This is a genomic window from Kribbella sp. VKM Ac-2569, from assembly GCF_004216905.1.
Classification (GTDB): domain Bacteria; phylum Actinomycetota; class Actinomycetes; order Propionibacteriales; family Kribbellaceae; genus Kribbella.
In genome coordinates this window covers 1,145,924-1,165,014 of record NZ_SGXJ01000002.1, presented here as the reverse complement: position 1 = coordinate 1,165,014, position 19,091 = coordinate 1,145,924, and the positions used below count along the sequence as shown (strand labels likewise).

General features: G+C 67.4%; 19 protein-coding genes. 13 read left to right on the top strand and 6 right to left on the bottom strand.

Features of this window, described 5'->3' with window-relative positions; translation table 11 throughout:
• The first annotated feature begins 19 nt into the window (after positions 1 to 19).
• On the top strand, positions 20 to 1,000 hold the full coding sequence (locus EV649_RS18795; protein WP_130384730.1) for an acetylxylan esterase: 981 nt from the start codon (positions 20 to 22) through the stop codon (positions 998 to 1,000).
• Here the strand turns inward: EV649_RS18795 and EV649_RS18790 are convergent.
• Both EV649_RS18790 and EV649_RS18785 read right to left on the bottom strand, forming a co-directional pair.
• Positions 963 to 2,150 carry a hypothetical protein gene (locus tag EV649_RS18790; protein WP_130384729.1) on the bottom strand — a complete coding sequence of 396 codons (1,188 nt, stop codon included), beginning with the start codon at positions 2,148 to 2,150 and terminating at the stop codon, positions 963 to 965. The two genes, EV649_RS18795 and EV649_RS18790, sit on opposite strands and share 38 nt — an antisense overlap.
• Before the next feature lie 86 nt (positions 2,151 to 2,236).
• Complete coding sequence (locus EV649_RS18785) at positions 2,237 to 3,235, bottom strand: LacI family DNA-binding transcriptional regulator (RefSeq protein ID WP_130384728.1); 999 nt, start codon at positions 3,233 to 3,235, stop codon at positions 2,237 to 2,239.
• 157 nt (positions 3,236 to 3,392) lie between these two features.
• Between EV649_RS18785 and EV649_RS18780 the strand changes: the two genes are divergently transcribed.
• The 4 genes from EV649_RS18780 to EV649_RS18765 are packed head-to-tail and all read left to right on the top strand — an operon-like array spanning position 3,393 to position 8,273.
• A complete protein-coding gene (locus tag EV649_RS18780) occupies positions 3,393 to 5,249 on the top strand; it encodes a beta-L-arabinofuranosidase domain-containing protein (RefSeq protein WP_130384727.1) in 1,857 nt (618 codons plus the stop codon).
• A 2-nt stretch (positions 5,250 to 5,251) separates the two neighbouring features.
• Positions 5,252 to 6,562 carry an extracellular solute-binding protein gene (locus EV649_RS18775; RefSeq protein ID WP_130384726.1) on the top strand — a complete coding sequence of 437 codons (1,311 nt, stop codon included), beginning with the start codon at positions 5,252 to 5,254 and terminating at the stop codon, positions 6,560 to 6,562.
• Positions 6,559 to 7,440 carry a sugar ABC transporter permease gene (locus EV649_RS18770; protein WP_130384725.1) on the top strand — a complete coding sequence of 294 codons (882 nt, stop codon included), beginning with the start codon at positions 6,559 to 6,561 and terminating at the stop codon, positions 7,438 to 7,440. The genes EV649_RS18775 and EV649_RS18770 overlap by 4 nt, the downstream gene beginning before the upstream one ends.
• A 2-nt stretch (positions 7,441 to 7,442) precedes the next feature.
• Entirely contained in the window at positions 7,443 to 8,273 is an 831-nt protein-coding gene (locus EV649_RS18765; RefSeq protein WP_130384724.1) for a carbohydrate ABC transporter permease, read from the top strand.
• On the opposite strand, the gene EV649_RS18760 is transcribed toward EV649_RS18765, so the two are convergent.
• Positions 8,263 to 9,471, bottom strand: coding sequence for a TerC/Alx family metal homeostasis membrane protein (locus EV649_RS18760; protein ID WP_130384723.1), 1,209 nt, complete (start codon positions 9,469 to 9,471; stop codon positions 8,263 to 8,265). The genes EV649_RS18765 and EV649_RS18760 overlap by 11 nt on opposite strands.
• Before the next feature lie 100 nt (positions 9,472 to 9,571).
• Between EV649_RS18760 and EV649_RS18755 the strand changes: the two genes are divergently transcribed.
• Together EV649_RS18755 and EV649_RS18750 are read left to right on the top strand one after the other, a co-directional pair.
• On the top strand, positions 9,572 to 10,180 hold the full coding sequence (locus EV649_RS18755; RefSeq protein WP_130384722.1) for a TetR family transcriptional regulator: 609 nt from the start codon (positions 9,572 to 9,574) through the stop codon (positions 10,178 to 10,180).
• 68 nt (positions 10,181 to 10,248) lie between these two features.
• Positions 10,249 to 11,760: an FAD-dependent monooxygenase gene (locus EV649_RS18750; protein WP_130384721.1), complete on the top strand. Its 1,512-nt coding sequence runs from the start codon at positions 10,249 to 10,251 to the stop codon at positions 11,758 to 11,760.
• Here the strand turns inward: EV649_RS18750 and EV649_RS18745 are convergent.
• Positions 11,727 to 12,287 (bottom strand): XRE family transcriptional regulator, encoded by a 561-nt coding sequence (locus EV649_RS18745; RefSeq protein ID WP_241998442.1) that lies wholly within the window; start codon positions 12,285 to 12,287, stop codon positions 11,727 to 11,729. The genes EV649_RS18750 and EV649_RS18745 overlap by 34 nt on opposite strands.
• A gap of 42 nt (positions 12,288 to 12,329) precedes the next feature.
• Here EV649_RS18745 and EV649_RS18740 point away from each other — a divergent pair, with 42 nt between their 5' ends.
• On the top strand, positions 12,330 to 12,851 hold the full coding sequence (locus EV649_RS18740; protein WP_130384719.1) for a GNAT family N-acetyltransferase: 522 nt from the start codon (positions 12,330 to 12,332) through the stop codon (positions 12,849 to 12,851).
• Here the strand turns inward: EV649_RS18740 and EV649_RS18735 are convergent.
• On the bottom strand, positions 12,848 to 13,459 hold the full coding sequence (locus tag EV649_RS18735) for a M15 family metallopeptidase (protein ID WP_130384718.1): 612 nt from the start codon (positions 13,457 to 13,459) through the stop codon (positions 12,848 to 12,850). The genes EV649_RS18740 and EV649_RS18735 overlap by 4 nt on opposite strands.
• Positions 13,460 to 13,580: 121 nt before the next feature.
• On the opposite strand from EV649_RS18735, the gene EV649_RS18730 reads away from it, so the two are divergent.
• Positions 13,581 to 14,090: a GNAT family N-acetyltransferase gene (locus EV649_RS18730; protein WP_130384717.1), complete on the top strand. Its 510-nt coding sequence runs from the start codon at positions 13,581 to 13,583 to the stop codon at positions 14,088 to 14,090.
• 6 nt (positions 14,091 to 14,096) lie between these two features.
• On the opposite strand, the gene EV649_RS18725 is transcribed toward EV649_RS18730, so the two are convergent.
• Positions 14,097 to 15,017 (bottom strand): M23 family metallopeptidase, encoded by a 921-nt coding sequence (locus EV649_RS18725; protein WP_241998335.1) that lies wholly within the window; start codon positions 15,015 to 15,017, stop codon positions 14,097 to 14,099.
• 527 nt (positions 15,018 to 15,544) lie between these two features.
• Between EV649_RS18725 and EV649_RS18720 the strand changes: the two genes are divergently transcribed.
• The 4 genes from EV649_RS18720 to EV649_RS18705 are packed head-to-tail and all read left to right on the top strand — an operon-like array spanning position 15,545 to position 19,085.
• Positions 15,545 to 16,438 carry an amino acid ABC transporter permease gene (locus EV649_RS18720; RefSeq protein WP_130384716.1) on the top strand — a complete coding sequence of 298 codons (894 nt, stop codon included), beginning with the start codon at positions 15,545 to 15,547 and terminating at the stop codon, positions 16,436 to 16,438.
• A complete protein-coding gene (locus EV649_RS18715; RefSeq protein ID WP_130384715.1) occupies positions 16,435 to 17,187 on the top strand; it encodes an amino acid ABC transporter ATP-binding protein in 753 nt (250 codons plus the stop codon). Before EV649_RS18720 ends, EV649_RS18715 begins: the two co-directional genes overlap by 4 nt.
• Entirely contained in the window at positions 17,187 to 18,119 is a 933-nt protein-coding gene (locus EV649_RS18710) for an ABC transporter substrate-binding protein (RefSeq protein ID WP_130384714.1), read from the top strand. Before EV649_RS18715 ends, EV649_RS18710 begins: the two co-directional genes overlap by 1 nt.
• A gap of 9 nt (positions 18,120 to 18,128) precedes the next feature.
• Positions 18,129 to 19,085 (top strand): ABC transporter substrate-binding protein, encoded by a 957-nt coding sequence (locus EV649_RS18705; RefSeq protein ID WP_130384713.1) that lies wholly within the window; start codon positions 18,129 to 18,131, stop codon positions 19,083 to 19,085.
• The last annotated feature ends 6 nt before the right edge of the window (positions 19,086 to 19,091 follow it).

Sequence of the window (19,091 nt, the reverse complement as noted above, 5' to 3'; positions counted from 1 at the left end):
TCCACTGAAAGGAAGGCGAATGCTGGTCGACATGCCTCTGGACCGGTTGCGTGAGTACCGGCCGGAGCCGGAGGAGCCCGCGGACTTCGACGCGTTCTGGAAGCAGACGCTCGACGACGCGACTGGATACCCGATCGACGCCCGGTTCACGCCGTACAACGCACGCCTGGCGACCGTCGAGGTCCAGGACGTCACGTTCAGCGGGTGGGGTGGTCAACCGGTGAAGGCGTGGCTGCTCCTGCCACGCCATCGCACCGGGCCGTTGCCCGCGGTCGTGCAGTACATCGGCTACAACGGTGGCCGCGGGATTCCGTACGAGTGGCTGACCTGGAGCGCGGCCGGGTACGCGCACCTGATCATGGACAACCGTGGTCAGGGCGGTGGCGGAAAAACCGTTTCGGAAACTGCGGACATCGCGCCGGAAGGACACGGATCGTCGTCACCGGGTTTCCTGACCCGCGGAATCGAAGATCCGGCCAAGCATTACTACCGCCGGCTGATCACCGACGCGGTCCGTGCGGTCGACGCCGTGAAGAGCAGTCCGGACGTCGACAGCGATCGGGTCGCCGTGCTCGGTGGCAGCCAGGGCGGTGGGCTGGCGATCGCAGTCGCCGGTCTGCGTGCCGACCTGTCCGCCGCAATCGCCGACGTACCGTTCCTGTCGCACTACCGGCGGGCGTCGCAGATCACGGACAACGGTCCGTACGCCGAGATCGCGCGCTGGCTCAAGGGTCACCGGTTCGAGACCGAGACCGCGATCGGCACGCTGTCCTACTTCGACGCGGTGAACTTCGCCGCCCGGGCGACCTGCCCGGCGTGGTTCTCGGTCGCGCTGATGGACAACATCTGCCCGCCGTCGACGGTGTTCGCGGCCTACCACCGGTACGCCGGTCCCGCGGAAATCGAGGTGTTCACCTACAACGGGCACGAAGGCGGCGCGGAGTACGACCTGCCGCGCAAGCTCAGTGCGCTCGCCTCCGCCTTCGGCCGCGATGCCTGAGGTGGAGCGCGCCCCAGAGGATCAACGCCGGTAGCCAGAGCAGCACCAGCCAGGGAAGCCGCCACCAGCCGGACTCGCCGTCGAGCTCCGGCTGGCCGGCGGCGACCAGCGGCCGCGCGGAGGTCGACCAGGCGAGGAAAGCGTCCCCGATCGGAACCGCGCCGAACACGTACCGCTTCGTCTTCAAGCCGCTGAACGGCAGCCCGACCAACTCACCCGTCCGCGCCAGCCGGTCGCCCAGCGGATCGTGGTGCACCCGCGCCGCGCCCATCGCGACGACGGTCGCGGAAAGACTCATCCCGAACACCAGCGGGCCTGAATCGACATCGCCCTGTCCGGTCGTGCCCTTCGGGTACTCGCGAACGCCGAGCCCGGTGACGAACTTGTCCTTGAAGATCTCGTACTGCGTTCGCGCGAACGCCGGATCGACGTCGATGAGAAACCGCTGGATCATCGCCTGCGACGAGCCGCGCGCGCCGGAAACCTGCGGAACGGCCTGATGCGGGAGCAGCCCGGTGGCCGGATCCAGTTTCGTCTTCGCCGTCGTCACCCAGTTCCGCGCGATCTGCCCGAAGCGCGGTGCGACCAAAGCGTCGTACAGGCGGAGCGAGGCGATCGCCACGACCGAGTCGACCGGCCAGGCCTGTCCGGGGTACGCCGCCAGAAACGGGGTTTCCGCGGTCCGGAAAGCGGTGGCGATCTCCACCGATTCGCTGGTGAACGTGTCGCGGTCGGCGGCATCCGAGTGGCCGAGCGCGATCAGCCCGCCGCGCAGCCAGTTTGTCCAGCCCGCGTAGAAGACGCCGTACTGCGGTTGCAGCGACTCGTCGAACGGAGCGGTCCCGTCCGAGGACGCGATCCGGTCGAGCGCCCACCGCACCTCCGCGGTCGCGTCCGCGGATCGCCCGGGATCGTCGATGCCGACCTGGACCCAGGTCAGTCCGTACAGCACGTTCAGAAAGAAGTAGCCCTCCGGAAACTGTTTCTGCGCGGAAAGATCCGCGCCGCCCTCGAGCTCGGCACGCAGGAACGCCAGCTGCTTCACCACACCACGGGCGGGATCGGTCCACGGAAGGACCAGGCGTGCGGTCCCCACCCCCGCCACCAGCGTGGCAATGACCGCCACGCCGATCACTAGCTTGCGCAGCACCGCATCAATCTAGAGGGTTTTCGGAACCAACGGCGGTCCTGCGGGTGACCATCCGAAGACTGGACGTGCGCCGCCGAAAGGTCCGCTCAGGTGCCGAGCGTCGACTCGCGGGGGATCAGGCGGGTGGGGAGGATCAGTTGGCCGCGGCGGGGCGAACCGGCGATGACGTCGAGGAGCAGGTTGGCGGTCCGGCGGCCGAGTTCTTCGAGTTCCATGTCGACGGTGGTGAGCGGTGGGCGGCTGGCCAGTGCCATCACGGACCAGTTGTCGTAGCCGGTGACCGCGATGTCGTCGGGGACTGACCGGCCGAGCTCGCGCAGGCGGTCGCAGACGCCGCGGGCGATCTGGTCACTGCCGCAGGTGATCGCGTCGACGGTCGGCTGCGCCCGGAGCAGTACGTCGACCGCGTGCCGGCCCCAGCGCTCGCTCCACTCGCCGTACAGCGGCTGGCCGACGAACGCCTCCCGCGCGGCCCCCATGGTCGCCGCGGCTCGAATCTGTGCGCTGAGGTGTGACTCCGGCCCGGTGACGTGCGCGATCTGCTCGCGGCCGAGGGACAGCAGGTGCCGCGCGGCGGACGCGGCGCCGCCGTGGTCGTCGACGATCACCGACGTGTCGTCCGGATCGGTCGACGGACTGAACGCGTAGACGACCGGGATCGGCACGTCGATCGGCTCCCGCGCCTCGGTCCGGCGGCCGGTCACGATGATGCCGTCCACCCGGCGCGACACCAGCGACTTCAGGTAGTGCTGCTCGCGGAGCGGGTCGTCGCGGGTGTCGCAGAGGACCAGCGCCATCTCGCCCGCGCTGAGCGCGTCCTCGGCGCCGAGCATGATCGGGATGCTGAACCGGCCGGAGCTGTCCGTGGTGATCAGACCGACCGTGAAACTACGCCCGGACGCGAGCGCGCGGCCGCGACTGTCCGGGGTGAAACCGAGCTGTTCGGCGGCCCGCCGGACGCGCTCGCGGGTCTCCGCGCGGAGCTGCCCGGTGTCGTTCAGCGCCTTCGACGCCGTGCTCGCCGAGACGCCGGCCAGCGCGGCCACGTCCTTGATCCCGGGCGTGCGGATGGTCCGTGACGCCATGCGGCAACTCCTTTCCTGAGGTTTCCGGCACAGTACCCCACGGATCGCGGCCGGTCCGGAGTTTATCCACAGGTAGGGGTTGACCTGGCGCTGAAGGCTCTCTACCTTCGTCCAGGAAAACGTGTTCCGGATTTTCCTAACTCAGGAGTCACGGCAGATGAGCGCTTCCCCGGAAACTGTCACTACTTCCCGCAGCCCGGCGGCCACCACGAAGGGCCGCCGGCACCCCCTCGGACTCGGCCAGGCCACGATCACCGGCGGCTTCTGGGCGCCGCGGCAGGCCCGCAACGGCGCGGACGCGATCCCGAGCGGCCAGGACCAGCTCGAGAAGGCCGGAAACCTGCAGAACCTCCGCCTCGCGGCCGGCCTCGGCGAGGGCGAGGCGATCGGCCCGGTGTTCGCCGACTCCGACGTCTACAAGTGGCTCGAGGCCGCGGCGTGGGAGTACGGGCGCAATCCCGACGACGACCTGCTGCGGCGCATCCGCGATCTGACCGCGGTCGTCGCGGCCGCCCAACGCGAGGACGGGTACCTCGACTCGGTTGTCCAGCTCCGGTACGGCGACGAGGGTCGCTACCAGCAACTCGTCTGGAGCCACGAGCACTACTGCGCCGGCCACCTGATCCAGGCCGCGGTTGCCCAGGTCCGCTGCACCGGCGACCGGGCGCTGCTCGATGTAGCGACCAAGCTGGCCGACCACCTGGTCGCGACGTTCGGCGACGACAAGACGGTCGACATCGACGGCCACCCGGTCATCGAGATGGCCCTCGTCGAGCTTTATCGAGAAACCGGTACGACGGCGTACCTGGACCTGGCGAAATGGTTCGTCGAGGCTCGTGGGCACGGGATCATCGAGCGGCACGGACACTCGCCGGCGTACTTCTCCGACCGGGTCCCGGTCCGCGAGGCGACCACGGTCGAGGGGCACTCGGTCCGCGCGGTCTACCTCGCCGCCGGTGCGGCCGACGTCGCGTTGGAAACCGGCGACTCCGAGCTGCTGGACTCCCTGAAGCGGCAGTTCGACCACATGTGGTCCACGAAGACGTACGTCACCGGCGGGCTGGGTGCGCGGTGGGAGGGTGAGGCGTTCGGCGACGAGTACGAGCTGCCGCCGGACCGTGCGTACGCGGAAACGTGTGCCGCGATCGGCGGAATCCAGTGGGCCTGGCGGATGCTGCTCGCGACGGGTGAGGCGTCGTACGGCGATGCGATCGAGCGGATGCTGTACAACGGTTTCCTTGCCGGTGTGTCACTGTCCGGGACGGAGTATTTCTACGTCAACCCGTTGCAGCTGCGCGGAGCGGCGTACCCGGACACCGGCCGGAGTCCGGCGCACGGACGGCGCGGCTGGTTCGACTGCGCGTGCTGTCCGCCGAACATCATGCGCACGCTGTCCAGTCTCGACGGCTACCTCGCGACGACCACCGACGACGCCGTCCAGATCCACCAGTACGCCGCCGGCGTCATCAAGTCCGGCGACGTCGAGGTGACCATCGACACCAACTACCCGTGGGACGGCACCGTTCGCATCACCTCCACGAATCCTGCTGTGGTTGAACTACGCATTCCGGGGTGGGCGGTAGGTGCGACTGTGAACGGGGATTCGGTGGACGCGGGCGGCTATGCCCGGGTAGAGGCCTCCGAGATCGAACTGGTTCTCCCGCTCACACCACGTGTAGTAGGTGCAGATCCACGCATCGACGCCGTGCGAGGTTGTGTGGCTCTCGAACGCGGCCCACTGGTGTACGCGGTCGAACAGGCCGACAACCACGCGAACGTGGACGACCTGCACCTGTTGCCTGAGGCACCCACCGCTGAGGCGTCGAATCTGCTGGACGGGGTGACTGTGCTGAGGGCCCAAGGACGTACAGGTACGGGGCACAAACCAGGGTGGTCGTTCGAGCCCGGGGCGACCGATTCGACCGGTGATGCGGTGGAGGTGGTGGCGGTTCCGTACTACGCGTGGGCGAACCGGGAGATCGGTGCCATGCGCGTCTGGCTGCCCAGGGCGTGACGATGCTCACCCGGCGGAAGCTCCTCGGCTTAGGTGCCGCGGCGACCACGGCCGGTCTGTTCCCGGGCTGTAGCTCGGTCCTGCCCGAACCCGACGTCCAGGCGGCGGGTTTCGGGCAGGACGCCACCGGCACCGTGCAGGTGTGGTGCCGGGCGGCGACGCAGACCGGTCTGACCGACCTGGTGAAGAAGTTCAACGCGTCCCAGAACCGGCTCACCGTCGAGCTGACACCGGTCCTGGACGCCCAGTACGTGACCAAGCTGGCGACCGCGATCCGCGGCCGGACGGTGCCGGACCTGGTCGACATCGACGACATCAACTCGATGCTGTTCATCTACCGCGACGCGTTCACCGACCTGACGGAACCGCTTGCCGCGCTGGATTTCCGGGACAAACTCAGCCCCGGCCATCTCCGGCTGGCGACCAAGGACGACCGGGCGTACGGCGTTCCGTACCTCGCGGACAACTCGATGTTCTGGTTCAACACCGAGCTCTGCGACCGGGCCGACGTCGATCCTGACGAGGCGGTGAAGTCGTTCGGAAACCTGCTCGACGCGGCCCGGAAGTTCCGGAAACTCGGCGACGACATCTATGCGTGGAGTTTCCCGGCGAACAGTCCGGGAGCGCTCGGCTTCGTCGTCCAGCCGATGGTGTGGGCCGCGGACACGGATCTGATCCAGGGACCGATCGGCAGCCAGTCCGGGCACATCACCGGGAACGACGTCGTCCGGCAGATGCTCGAGCTGCACCGGCAGCTGTGGGTCGACGGCCTGGTGCCGAGGGCGAACTTCTCCGACGACGCGTCCCGTTGGGGGAGCGATTTCCGGGCCGGCAAGATCGGCATCTTCCCGTCCAACTACAGCGTGGTCGTGTCCGCGTCCGACGAGGCGTTCCACCAGAAGGTGGCGCCACGGTTGCTGTCCGGGCCCGACGGCGGTGCGGCGTTCTTCGACGGCGGCGACAACATGTGTATCCCACGCGGCGCGCGCAATGCATCGGGGGCGTGGGAGTTCGTGCGGTTCGCGCTGGACCTGCCGCAACAGATCGATCTGCCGGCCGGTGGATACACGCCGGTGCGATCCGATGCGCGGACGCCGGAGTTCGCGAAGAAGTACCCGTTGGCGACGCTGCCGCTGGAGCGGATCCAGGAGGGGTACGCGCCGACAACGCTTTCCTACAACCTCCTCTACAACCAGCCGGACGGGCCGTGGCTGCAGATGTTCCGCCGCGCCGTGTTCGACGGCGAGCTGGAGGCCGCCATGAAGGAAGCACAACAGAACTACGACCGCATTCTCCGTCAGGGGCAGGCATGACCACGCCGCGTTCGCTCACACATCCTGGCCGGACGGGGCTGCTCCTGGTGAGTCCCGCCGTACTGTTCGTCGGCGTCTTCGTCCTGGTCCCGCTCGGGTTCGCGTTGGTGATCTCGCTGACCAACTGGCCGTTGATCGGCACGGTGAAGTTCAGTGGGCTGAAGAACTACACCGCGATCGTTTCCGACGCCGCGTTCGCCAAGTCCGTCCTCTACACCTTGCTTTACACGGTCATCGTGACCGGGCCGATCCTGGTGCTCGGCTACGCGCTCGCGGTCCTGGTACGCCGGAAACGCCGCGGCTCCACGTTGTTGCGGACGGTCTTCTTCCTGCCGTTCGTCGTCGGACTGTCGACGCTCAGCTTCGTCACCGTCCTGGAGGCGCAGCCGGAGAGCGGCGTGATCAACATCGTGCTCCGCAAGCTCGGCATCACCGACGGTACGACGGCCTGGCTGGTGGACGGGCCGCTCGCCACCGGACTGATCTGCGTGCTGGTGATCTGGGCGGTCAGCGGGCTGACGATGATGCTGCTGATGGCCGGCATGCAGGCGATCCCGCGGGAGTACTACGAGTCCGCCGAGCTGGACGGTGCCGGCTGGTGGAAACAGGAGTGGGAGATCACGATCCCGATCCTGCGGCGGACGATCGCGATGGCGGTGATCATCTCGGTGATCGGCTCGCTGCTCGCGTTCTCGCAGTTCTACATCCTCACCCGCGGCGGTCCGGGAACCGACACCACGACGGTGGTCCAGTACATCTACAACCGGGCCTTCGTCCAGCTGCAGCTCGGCGCCGCGACCGCGCTGTCGATCGTGCTGGTGATCGTGGTCGGTCTCGTCACCGCGGCCCAGTTCCGCCTGCTCCGGGAGAAGGACTGACGATGCGACTCAAGAACACGTTTTACGTGATCGGCGGTGGCGGCGCGTTCCTGGTCTTCGCCGTACCGTTGCTGTGGGCCCTCTTCCGGTCGGTGCAGCCGAACGACGTGATCGTCGCGGCCCCGGACGGGAAAACCTTCTTCGATCTGACCTGGGACAACTTCCGGACGTTGATCGAGGGACCCGGAAACCTGATCCGGGCGGTCGGAAACAGTCTGGTCGTCGCCATCAGTACCGCGATCCTGACGGCCTTGCTCGCCACCTTCGCCGGGTACGGGTTCGCGCGTTTCCGGTTCCGCGGCGGGCCGCTGCTGTTCGCGCTCGTGGTGGTGTCGATGATGATCCCGTTCCAGGCGATCCTGACGCCGCTGTACCTGGAGATGAATGTCCTGCGGCTGACGGACAGCCTGCTCGGGCTGGTGCTGTTCTACACCACGGTCAACCTGCCGTTCGGGGTGTTCGTGATGCGGAACTCGTTCGCCTCGGTGCCGGTGGAGCTGGAGGACTCGGCGCATGTCGACGGTTGCGGAACGTTCCGAATGCTCGGTTCCGTCCTGCGTCCGCTGATCACACCGGGCGCTGCGACGGTCGCGCTCTATGCGTTCCTCGCGGCCTGGACGGAGTTCCTCGGCGCGCTCACCTTCCTGACCAAGGACGAGCTCTACACACTGCCGGTCGCGCTCGTGAACGTCCAGGCCGGCGCGTACGGCGAGATCAACTTCGGCTCGCTGGTCGCGGGATCGGTCATCGCGATGATCCCGTGCGTGGTGCTGTACGTGGGCCTGCAGCGGTTCTACGTGAGCGGTCTCGCGTCAGGAGCCGTCAAAGGCTAGGCCGGATCTCGTGGTCGGCGTGGGCGGCGGCGTGCGCCTCGCCGACCTCGCGGCACAGGGCCATCAGATCCTCCTCGTTCCAGACCTGCTGCTTGGCCTTCGGACCGAGCTCGGTGATGTGGTCGCGGGCCCGTAGCAACCGCTGGAACACCCGCTCCCGCTCCCCGGGGTCGTCGGTGTACTCCGGATCGAGGTACGCCGTCGCGTCCCGGCGGATGTGGGCCATCGCGGTCTGCGTCCGCCCGCGGGTGCTGAACAGGGACGCGAAGATCGTGATCACCAGCACGGCCAGGATCACGACCAGCGAGAGACCGGTGCTGATCTCCGCCACCTCGACGTGGTCGCCGCCGTTCACGAACGGCAGGTTGTTCTCGTGCAGCGCGTGCAGGATCAGCTTGGCGCCGATGAACGCGAGGATCGCGGCGAGCCCGAAGGACAGGTAGATCAGCCGGTCCAGGAGCCCGTCCAGCAGGAAGAACAGTTGCCGCAGGCCGAGCAGGCTGAACGCGGTCGCGGTGAACACGACGTACACGTTCTGCGTCAGGCCGAAGATCGCCGGGATCGAGTCGAGTGCGAACATCAGGTCGGTGGCGCCGATCGCGACCATCACCAGCAGCATCGGCGTGAGCATCCGGTGACCGTCGACGACCGTCGTCAGCCGGTCCGAGTCGTACTCCTCCGAGGTCCGGAACAGCCGGCGGCTCAGCCGGACCACGAGGTTCTGCGCCTGGTGCGACTCCTCGGTCTCCGGCTTGAGCATGTTTCCGGCGGTCAGCAGGAGCGCGATCCCGAACAGGTAGAACACCCAGGAAAACGTGTTCAGCAACGCCGAGCCGATGAAGATGAACCCGGCCCGCGCGATCAGGCTGACCACGATCCCGACCAGCAGGACCTTCTGCTGGTTCTCCCGGGGCACCCGGAAACCGGTCATGATGATCAGGAACACGAACAGGTTGTCGACCGACAGCGCCTTCTCCGTGATGTAGCCGGCGAAGTACTCCGATCCCATGTCGCCGCCGCCGAGGACGAGGGTGCCGAGTCCGAACAGCAGCGCGATCCCGACGTACAGCGCGGACCAGACGGCGGCTTCGCGCAGGGTCGGGACGTGCGCCGACCGCACATGGAAGAAGTAGTCGAACAGCAACAGGCCGACGATCACCAGCAGCGTCAGCACCCAGACCAGCGGGGACACCGTCATGAGCTAACCCAACCACGGTCCGACGCCAGTTCTGCCCGGTTGGAAGAAATTGCCTAAAAGGCATCTTTGCTCTTTGGGCAACTTCTGCTACGGTCGAGATATGGCCGACGGGTTGCGGGAGCGGAAGAAGCAGGAGACGCGGATCGCGTTGAGCTGGGCGGCCGTCCGGCTCGCCGTCGAGCGCGGGTACGGCAACGTGCGGATCGAGGACATCGCCGACGAGGCCGGCGTCTCGCTGCGGACGTTCCGCAACTACTTCGACAGCAAGGCCGATGCGATCGCCGCCCGCGAGGTGGATCGCAGCCTGCGGATCGCCGAGGAGCTCCGGGCACGGCCCGCCGACGAGCCGTTGTGGGTCGCGATCCGGGTGGCGATCGAGAAGCACTTCGCCCTCGGCGAGGAAGGTCACGGCGGGCGCCGGCCGCCGGATGAGCAGTGGCTCGCCGGCATCCGGTTGATGATGAGCGAGCCGGCACTGCAGGGTGCGGTCGCGCGCGCCTACGCCCGGGTCGGTGAGGAACTGGCGGCCGCGGTCGCCGACCGGACCGGCGCCTCGGGGATGTATCCGCGGCTGGTCGCCGAGGTGATCGGCGCGACCCGCGCGGTCGTGATGGCGGAGTGGCTGCGGGCCGATCCGCCGCGCTCGATCGCCGACCTGCTGTCGTCGGCGCTCGACCAGGTCGAAGCCGGCCTGCCCGTCCCCGAATAGCCAACAGAACTACTCGACCCCGGTAAGTCGCCGGGGCGGTCAGTCACGCCTAAGTGGAGGGACGCGTCATGGACGCAGAAGTTGTCATCGCCGGGGCCGGACCGAACGGCCTCATGCTCGCCAGTGAACTCCGGCTGGCCGGAGTCCGGCCGATCGTGCTCGAGAAACTTCCGGAACGCAGCACAGTGCCGCGCGCCAACGGCCTGGTCGGCCAGGTCATCAGAATGCTCGACCGGCGGGGCCTGTACGAGCGGTTGAGCGGTACGCCGGGTCCGCCGCAGCCGGCTCCTGGTTTCGTGTTCGGTGCGATGCCGTTGCCGCTCGACGTACTCGAGGAGAACCCGGTCTACCTGCTGCAGGTTCCGCAGGTACGCATCGAGGAGGTGCTGCAGGAGCGGGCCCTGGAACTCGGCGTCGAGATCCGGCGTGGTCACGAGCTGACCGGGTTCACACAGGACGCGGACGGCGTCACGGTGTCGCTGTCCGGACCGGACGGCGAGTACGAACTGCGGGCCGGCTACTTGGTCGGCGCCGACGGCGGGCACAGCCCGACGCGGAAACTGGCCGGAATCGACTTTCCCGGCGTCACCAACGACTCGATGGTGTCCCGGACCGGAAGCGCCGCAGTGCCGCCCGAGTACATCGAGGACGGGCTGCTGAAGATCCCCGGGTACGGCGTCGTGCCGCCGTTCCTGCACCAGCGGACGGAACGTGGACTGTTCGTCTGGGCGCCGTTTCCGAATCGGCTGCCCGCGATCAGCACGGGAGAGTGGGACACGCCGCCCGACGGCGAGGTGACGTTCCAGGAGTTGCAGGAGAGCGCCGACCGGGTGCTCGGCGTCCACCTGCCGTTGGTCGAGCCAACGGGTGAGGGTGTGCGGCAGCTCCGGCGGGTGGTCGGCGGGAACAGCCGGCTGGCCTCGAGTTTCCGTTCCGGACGAGTGTTGCTGGTCGGCGATGCCGCGCATGTGCATTCCGCGATCGGCGGGCCTGGGCTGAACCTCGGGCTGCAGGATGCGGTCAATCTCGGCTGGAAGCTGGCGGCCGAGGTGCAGGGCTGGGCGCCGCCGGGGCTGCTCGACACGTACGAGTCCGAGCGCCGGCCGGTGGGAGAGCGGGTCGTGATGCACACCCAGGCGCAGTCCGCGTTGATCGCACCGGGTGAGCAGGTGACGGAGTTGCGGAAACTGTTCGGCGAGTTTCTGACCGATCCGCGGAACGTGCAGCGAGTTGCGGAACTGATTTCCGGCGCGGACATCAAGTACTACGAGGGTTCGCATCCCCTGGTCGGCCGCTGGGCGCCGGATCTGACGATCGGCTCGGTGCGGCTGGCCGAGCTGATGCGGTCCGCCCGCCCGCTTCTCGTCGACCTCACCCCCGACGCCTCGTTCGCCGACCTCGTCTCGGAGCCCATCGAGGTGGTCACCGGCCGGGGTGAGGCTCCGATCGCCTTGCTGATCAGGCCGGACGGTTACGTCGCCTGGGCGGCCGACAAGGACGGGATCGCGGAACGTGAAGGTCTGCGTGACGCGGCGGCGCAGTGGTTTCAGCCGCGCCCTTTGACCAGCGCGACAAGGTAGCGGCACACCGACGTACCCGGATTGTGGAAGGTCGTCGGTAGGGGCGGACCGAGTTGCAGGCAGTCGCCGGCGTGCAGTTCGTGGACCTGTGATCCTTCGTGGAAGCGGAGCCGTCCGTCGAGGATCCACAACTGCTGGTACTTGAAGATGTAGGCGTCGGCCGGGTACGAGACCGACGCCCCAGGAGGCAATTCCACCTCCACCAATTCCAGTGGCCCGTCGGTCACCGGGGACACCGCGCGTCGGCGGTACCCGGTGACCGGGTCGGTCCAGACCGGCTGATCGTCCGCTCGCCGAAGCAGCTCACCCGTGTTCTCCGCGCGGGCGACCAGTTCGGACAACGTCATGCCGAGCGCACCGGACAACTTCCCCAGCAGTACGGCGGTGGGCTGCGCCTCGCCCCGCTCGATCTTCCCGATCATCGCGCGCGATACCCCCGATCGCTCGGCGAGCGCGTTCACGGACAGGTCCTGCGCAACCCGTGCCTGCTGCACGGTCGCGGCCAAGGATCGAGACAGTTCATCCATCACGCTTGCCACTATAGCGTCAGTTATGGCTACTATCGTGTCATGGTTCAGGTCAGAGACGCTTCGGCCGCGGACGCCGAGGCCTGCGCGGCGATCTACACGCCCTATGTCACCGGTACTTCGATCACGTTCGAGCTCGAACCGCCGACGGTCGAGGAGATGGCCGAGCGCATCACCAAGGCCCAGTCCACCCACGCGTGGCTGGTTCTCGAAGACGACGGCCAGGTCGTCGGATATGCGTACGGCGGTCCGATGAAGCCGCGCCCGGCGTACCGCTGGTCCTGTGAGGTGAGCGTCTATGTTGCCCCCAGCCACCATCGCACCGGCGCCGGCCGAATGCTCTACAACGCCCTGTTCGACCGCCTGTCCGAACGCGGTTTCCGTACCGCCATCGCCGGCGTGACCCTGCCCAACCCAGCCAGCGAAGCCCTGCACAAGTCCCTCGGCTTCGACCCGATCGGCACCTACCGCGACATCGGCTGGAAGCTCGACGCCTGGCACGACGTCGCCTGGTCCCAACGCCCCCTCGCCAAACTCCCCGATCCCCCCGAAGAACCCCGCTAACCTTTCGGGTCGGTCATGGGTGGGCAGGTCCCGCCCGGGGTGGTGACCAGTTCGAAGTGCCAGATCTCGTTGGAGAGGGTTTGGCAGAGGCCGTAGCGGTTGCCGTGGCGGATCAGCCAGTAGTCGGCGTCGGTGGGGCCGATGTCGACGGCGTGGCCCGTGACGTGGTGCGATTCGTCCGGGTCGGCGACGTACTCCTTGGCCTTCTTCTTGCTGCCGTACTTGCGGATCGCCTTCTCCATCAGCTCTTCCTGGTACTTCTTGCTGCGCCAGCCCGTCGTGACCTGCATCTTGATGCCGTCCGCCTTCATCGCGGTCTCGGCCTTCTGGACGGCCTCGCGGAGAGCGGGATCGAGCTTGGTGACCCCGGGCAGGCTGGTGTCGTACGCCGAGGTGTGGTCCGGGAGTACGCCGTCCGCCGCGCCGGGCGGTCCGCCCTTGGTCGAGCCGGACTTGGAGGACCGGTCGGATCCGGTGCTCGACGGTGCCGAGTCCTGCGCGGAAACCGCTGTACACGAGGTCAGCGCGAGACTGATGACGGCGGCAACGATCGCCAGGCGGCCGGGTACGGCGAGCCGACGATCGCGCCTCAGGTGATTGGTCAGCATGCCGACAGTTCATCCAAGGCGATGTTGCGGCAGCGTCTGCGATTTCCGATACGTTTTCGATACCGGCCCCGGAACCTGACCCCGCAGACAGTTGGCCCGTACGGCGGGCGAGGATGGTGCGGTGAGTGACGACCGCCGATCAGGTGACCAGCAAGTGACGGTACGACGTGCCGTCGAGGAGGACGACGCGGCGCTGCTCGCGATCGAGCGGAGCGCGTGGGACGCGTCGTCGGGGTTCCCGTCGTACCTGGAAACCCTGCAGGACACGTTCTTCAGCCGGAGCGGGCCGGAGGCGCATCTGGTGGCGGAGCACGAGGGGGCCGTGGTCGGGTACTTGCGCCTGCAGGACAAGTACCCGTTCCCCGAGGGTTCCGGCGTACTGTCGATCAACGGCCTCGCGGTCGCCCACGAGGCGCGCCGACTGGGCGTCGCTTCCGCCCTCCTGGACGCCGCCACCGCCGAGGGCCGCCTCCGCGGCGCGCGCAAGATCAGCCTGCACGTCCACAGCACCAACACCGCAGCCCGCCGCCTGTACGAACGCCACGGCTACGTGCTGGAAGGCACCCACCCCAACGAATTCCTCATCGAGGGCCACTACATAGCCGCCCTCGACATGGCCAAGACCTTGTAGGAGGTCTTACGGGTTGAGGCCGTGTTCGCGGAGCCAGGGTTCGGGGTCGATGGGGGAGCCGCCTCCGGGGAGGACCTCGAAGTGGACGTGGGGGCCGGTGGTGTTGCCGGTCATGCCGATGCGGCCGACCATCGTGCCGGCCTCGACCGAGTCGCCGACGGAGACGTCGAACTCGGACATGTGGCTGTACGACGTGACCGTGCCGTCGGCGTGCCGCACCTTCACCTGGCGGCCGTACGCGCCTTCGAAGTCGGCCTGGATGACCTCACCGGCCATCACCGAGCGAACCGGCGTACCCATCGGGGCCGCGAAGTCGAGACCGGTGTGGTTGTGCGCCCAGCGGCCGCCGGCCTGGTTGAAGCGGGCGGTCAGGTGGTAGCCGGTGGTCGGCAGCACGATCTTCGGGGCCGCAGCCGCCTTGATCGCCGCTGCCTTCGCGAGGGCTTCCTTCTTCGCAGCGGCGAGGGCCTTGGCGTTCGCTTCGGCCTTCTTCGCGGCGGTTGCCTTCGCGGCGGCCAGCGCGAGCGCCCGGCGCTGCGTCAGCGTCGCGTTCGCGGCCAGTCGCGCGGCCCGCTGCTTCGCGGCGGTCTCGGCCGCCGCCTTCCGGGTCGACGCGAGCGACAGGTCGATCCGGGACGCGTCCCGGGACCCGAGGTCGCGCCGGTCGATCCGGGCGGCGGTCAGAGCGTCGGCCTGTGAGGGGTTCAGGCCGGTGCTCCCGGATGCGTTGGCCGGACCGGTCACGGACGAGCTGAGTCCGACGGTCGTGGTCCCGGCTGCGGCGGCCAGTGCGGCGGTCAGGCCGATCAGCTGGGTACGGCGGGTCGCGTTGCGGCGGGAGGAGCGGTGCTTTGCCACCCGGCGCGAAGCAGCCGGGCGGCTGGACGCCTGCCGGTCTGATTGCGGCGCGTCTTGGTGAGTGGGCACGAGAAGCCTTCCAGGGAGGGGTATCCGCCGTTGAGGGGGTACGGCGACTGAATGACCATAACGAGCAGGTCACGAACCCCTCAAACACGGATTGCGGAAAGTTCAACGAAATCGAACACGCTCGGTGAGGGCGTCCTGCCGTCCGGTGCATGCTCAGGCGTGAACCGGTTGGGCAAGAAAGTCGCCGTCGCCGTGACGCGGATCACCCCGCGATTGGCGTCGAGCAGGCCCTCCAGGCCGGTATAAGGCGTCCATATATTGAGAGCTTTGTCGACCGACTTACTAATCTTTCAGCCGCGTCCCATACTGAAATGACACGACCGACGAGAGGAGACGGGAATGACGCGCAAGCCGCCGTACTACCGCCTCCACATCGACCTCCTCCGGGTTTCCAGCGCCCTCTGTCTGCGCTGACCTGAGTCTCCTCACGTCCTGTCAGGGCGTCCGGTTCCGGACGCCTGCTGCCCGCTGCCGCCCTCCGCCGTCGCAGGGCCCGCGAAGCCTGCCCACCGCCAGGGAGTGTCATCGTGTCCACCACTTCAGTCACGTCTGCGTCCGGTACGACCGGACCGCCGGCGACCGCAGTACCGCTCGAAGCCGATCTGACCGTCGTAGCCCGGCGACATCCGTGGCGCTGGGTCGGTGTCGGCGTCGTACTCGTCCTGCTCGCGATGTTCGTGCACGGACTGGCCACCAACCCGGGCTGGGACTGGCCGACCTTCTTCCAGTTCTTCGCCACCAAGACCGTCTTCTCGGCGCTCTGGGTGACCGTGCAGCTGACGGTGTACGGCACGGTGCTCGGGTTCGTGCTCGGCGCCGTCCTCGCGTCGATGCGGTTGTCCGGCAGCCCGTTCCTGCAAGTAGTTGCCTGGGGCTACATCTGGGCGTTCCGCTCGATCCCGTTGATCGTGCAGCTGCTGTTCTGGTTCAACATCGCGTACCTCTACCAGGAGCTCAGCCTCGGCATCCCGTTCGGCCCGGAGTTCGTGCACTTCAGTACGAACAACCTGTTCGGTCCGCTCGGCGCCGCCGTACTGGGACTGGCTCTGCATCAGGCGGCGTACGCCGCGGAAATCATCCGCGGTGGAATCATTTCCGTCGACGCCGGCCAGACCGAAGCCGCCGCCGCACTGGGGATTCCGAAACGGCGGCAGTTCTTCCGGATCGTGCTGCCGCAGGCGATGCGCTCGATCCTGCCGAACGGCGCGAACGAGGTGATCAGTCTGTTCAAGGGCACCTCGATCGTCTCGGTGATGGCGATCCCGGAGCTCTTCTACCAGGTGCAGGTGATCTACGGCCGGAACAGCCGCGTCGTACCGCTGCTGATGGTCGCCACGGTCTGGTACATCGTGCTGACCACACTGCTGTCGATCGTGCAGTACTACGTGGAACGCCGCTTCGCGCGAGGTACGACGCGATGATCGACGTGAAGGGTGTGCACAAGAGCTTCGGCGAGCTCGAAGTACTGAAGGGGATCGACCTCGAGGTCGAGGCCGGCGCGGTTACCGTGATCCTCGGCCCGTCCGGATCGGGGAAGTCGACGCTGCTGCGGTCGATCAACCATCTGGAGAAGGTGGATCGCGGGCTGATCCGGATCGACGGCGAGCTGATCGGGTACAGACGCCGCGGCGACAAGCTGCACGAGCTGCGGGAGCGCGACATCCTCCGGCAGCGGTCGCAGGTCGGGTTCGTGTTCCAGAACTTCAACCTGTTCGGGCATCTCACCGCGCTGGAGAACGTCGTCGAGGCGCCCGTGTCGGCGCAGCGCCGCAAGCGCAGCGAGGTCGAGCCGTTCGCGCGGGACCTGCTGGAGCGCGTCGGCGTCGGCGAGAAGGCGGACGCCTATCCGCGGCAACTGTCCGGCGGTCAGCAGCAACGTGTCGCGATCGCTCGCGCGCTGGCGCTGAAACCGAAGGTCCTGCTGTTCGACGAGCCGACCAGCGCGCTGGACCCGGAGCTCGTCGGCGAGGTCCTCGACGTGATCAAGGAACTCGCCCGCGACGGCTCGACGATGGTCGTCGTCACCCACGAGATCGGCTTCGCCCGGGAGATCGCCGACACGGTCGTCTTCATCGACGACGGCCGCATCGTCGAGTCCGGTCCACCGCGCGAAGTGCTCGACAACCCCGTCCACGAGCGCACCCGTGCGTTCATCTCGAAGGTGCTGTGATGAAACGACTTCTTGTCCTCTCCCTTGCGCTGCTCACGCTGGCCGGTTGTGGTGTACAGGCCACCGCTGCCTCGGACACCGGGGTCAACACCTCCGCCGAGCAGAACCGTGTCACCACCACTCGCAACGATGCCGCTGCCGCGTTGCTGCCGGCGAAGGTCCGGGACCGCGGCACGTTGGTCGTCGGTGCCGGTTTCGGCAGCGGCAGCGTGCCGCTCGGCTTCTACGCCGACGACAACAAGACCCCGATCGGGCTGGAGGTGGACATCGCCTACCTGGTCGCCCAGGCGCTCGGGCTACAGCCTGAGGTCCAGGTCACCAGCTGGGAGAACCTGTTCGTCGGCCTCGACTCGGCCAAGTACGACGTGGGCTTCTCGAACATCACCGTGACGGAGAAGCGCAAGCAGAAGTACGACTTCGCGACGTACCGCAAGGACGACATCGCGTTCGAGGCGAAGAAGGGCGGGACCTGGCGGGTCACCGGTGGCAAGGACATCGCCGGGAAAACGATTGCGGTCAGCTCGGGGACGAATCAGGAGAAGATCCTGGTCGACTGGAACGAGGCCAACGTCAAGGCCGGGTTGCCGGCGGCAACGATCAAGTACTTCCAGAAGAACACCGACACGTACCTGGCGCTGAGTTCCGGCCGGATCGACGGGTACCTCGGTCCGAACCCGTCGATCGCCTACCACGTGAAGACGTCCGGTGAGACCGAGACGATCGGCAAGTTCTCCGGCGCCGGGCCGACGCTACAGGGCCTGATTGCGGCCACCACGAAGAAGGACAACGGCCTGGTGAAGGCCTACCAGGCGGCGATCGACGGCGTGATCGCGGACGGCAGCTACGCCAAGGTTCTGGACCGCTGGAACGTGTCGACCGAGGCGGTCGCCAAGTCCGAGATCAACCCGCCCGGCCTTCCCCTGACGAGCTGAGGACAACTGATGAGAAAACGTTGGAGCTTGGTGCTCGGCATGGTTCTGCTGGCGGCGGCTGCTTGTGCGGATCCACAAACTGAACCCGCTGCCAAGAGCGGTGACACGTCGGCGGTGGCGTTCGACACCTCGGCCGACCAGAAGCACATCACCTCGGCGAAGGTGGACAGCATCGCGGCCGAGTTGCCGGCCTCGGTGCGGGAGTCCGGGAAGCTGGTGATCGGGAACGGCTCGGCCGGCGGCGGTCTGCCGCCGCTCGGGTTCACGGCGGACGACAACAAGACGCCGATCGGGGTCGAGATCGACATCGCCTACCTGGTCGCGAGCGTGCTCGGGCTGCAGGCCGAGATCGAAACGACGAGCTGGGAGAACCTGTTCCTCGGGCTGGACTCCGGGAAATACCAGGTCGGAATCTCGAACATCGGAGTTTCCGAACTGCGCAAGGAGAAGTACGACTTCGCGACGTACCGGCTCGGGCTGCACGCGTTCGAGGCGAAGCTGGGATCGGGGCTGAAGGTCACCGGCCCGGCGGACCTTTCCGGAAAGAACGTCGCGGTCGGTTCCGGAACGTTGCAGGAAGCGATCCTGGTCGACTGGAACAAGCAGAACGTCGCGGCCGGGCGGAAACCCGCGAACCTCAAGTACTACCAGCAGGCCGCGGACACCTACCTCGCGCTGCAGTCCGGCCGGATCGACCTGTACCTCGGCCCGAACCCGAACGCGTCGTACCACGTCGCGACTCAGCACAAGACCGAGATCGTCGGCACCGTCTCGTCCAGCTATCCCGTGCAGGGCCTGGTCGGGATCACGACCAAGAAGGACAACGGTCTCGTCAAGCCGCTCGCGGACGCACTGAACGCGGCGATCGTCGACGGCAGCTATGCGAAGGTGCTGGCCAAGTGGGGCCTGCAGGGCGAGGCCGTCCCGAAGTCCTTGATCAACCCGCCCGGTCTGCCGAAGAAATAGGAGAAC